The sequence below is a fragment of the Dyadobacter sp. genome, assembly GCF_051859145.1.
Classification (GTDB): domain Bacteria; phylum Bacteroidota; class Bacteroidia; order Cytophagales; family Spirosomataceae; genus Dyadobacter.
The window spans coordinates 1-1,592 of sequence record NZ_JBHYGF010000546.1 but is presented as its reverse complement, the minus strand read 5'-3'; the positions used below and the strand labels follow the sequence as shown (position 1 = coordinate 1,592).

General features: G+C 38.1%; 2 protein-coding genes. Both read left to right on the top strand.

Translation table 11 applies throughout. The annotated features are described in order from the left end of the window. The first annotated feature begins 478 nt into the window (after positions 1-478). On the top strand, positions 479-1,027 hold the full coding sequence (locus ACTIE6_RS23730; RefSeq protein ID WP_439558990.1) for a hypothetical protein: 549 nt from the start codon (positions 479-481) through the stop codon (positions 1,025-1,027). Continuing rightward, a partial coding sequence (locus tag ACTIE6_RS23725) for a relaxase/mobilization nuclease domain-containing protein (protein ID WP_439558989.1) occupies positions 1,024-1,592 on the top strand: 569 nt, incomplete at its 3' end. The genes ACTIE6_RS23730 and ACTIE6_RS23725, both read left to right, overlap by 4 nt.

Here is a 1,592-nt window from a genome sequence, read left to right as displayed (position 1 = left end):
AATTTATAAAAACAAATATTTTTGTTTCGATGATTATTGAAATAATGCAAGGAGGTCATTGTGTTAATTTAAAGTGCACGCATGGTACATGCATGGTACATGTATAGTACATGCATCTACGCATTTTGAAGAATATTGTGAGTAATTTTTCTTCTTCTTAAATTATAGTACACGCATAATACTCGTAAAGTACCGGCATATATCATTGTTTATTATGCGAAAAGGGGTTTGATCAACCTGCCGAGCTTCATTACTTATTTTTGTACAATTTTTTGAGTCACATTCTATCAGAAGAAGGATATTTTATTACAAGAGGTGTTAATCGAAGACCTTTTTTAAGGTACTTTTGCTTAAACTTTTTAGAGTCGTAATAGCAAGCTATGTTTTCACCCGGTTAAAATATTACTTCGTTTATTTTACCCTCCGAAAACCGCTTGCCCCCTGGGAGTCAATTCGCCCTCCGGCTCATTGTAGAAAAATGGAAAAGAAAGAAAGAGCTAAAAAAGCGGGGAGACCTAAGCTCGCCGCAAACCAGGTGAGAGTAAAAGTGACCCTGATGCTAACGCCTGATGAGATCACTAAGTTGAAAGCTGAGCAGGAAGGATCCATGGTTGACTTCACTGTTTTTTGCAGAGAGAAACTGCTTAACCGAGAATCTAAGATATTGCGCCGGCCAATTCCGGAGGATGTCAAAGCTGAAATGACCAACATTCTTCGTATGGCAGGAAGTGTGCTTTTGCTTGCAAAAAATACATCTGCCGACACCGTAATTTCGGATGAGTTTCGAAACATGGCGGCTGGTCTAAAACGCATGGTTCAAAGGGCAGATTTTTCGATCAATGAAATGGTTCTAAGCCAAAGTCTGATTGCCAGTATTGCTTCCTTATTTATCAAAATTGAAAAATTGGTCAATAAGCTAGACAGAGACTTAGAGCCGGTGGCCGAAATTGATCTACTGCTACAAAAAATCAGGGAAAAGCTTCACTCATTTACTGATATGTATAATGTTACCAGTGATTTAAAATGATTGGAAATATTGGTAAATCTGGTGGTGACTTTCTAAACGCTATGATATACTGTAAGTATGATCGAAGCAGCGTTGATGAAAACGGGGATTTAAAAATCAGGGGTGAGCTGGTTTATTTTCAAAACATCACCGCATTAGAATTGTATGGTCCAGACATAGACCTAAGTTACATCGCTGATGAACTTCATGCTGTGGCAGACCAGAACACCAGGACAAAAAGCCCTGTTGCGCATGTTAGCTTTTCTTTCCCGCCAGGTGAAAGCCCATCCAATGAAGTTTTGCAAAATATTGTGAAAGATTACGCAAAGGAATTTGGCTTAAAAGAGAATGGACTTGTTTCTTATAAACATGTTGACAAAGAACACGAGCACATACATATTATAGCAAACAAGATAAATGAGCTGGGAAAGAATACTGTTTCAACCAGTTATGATTTTTTAGATATGGGCCATTTTTCCAGAAAAATGGAGAATAAGTATGGCCTTCAATCCACTAAACAAATGGATAGTTTATTGATTGATGGCAAAACAGAAAGGAAAAGCAACCCGATCCATGCGCAGCTGAG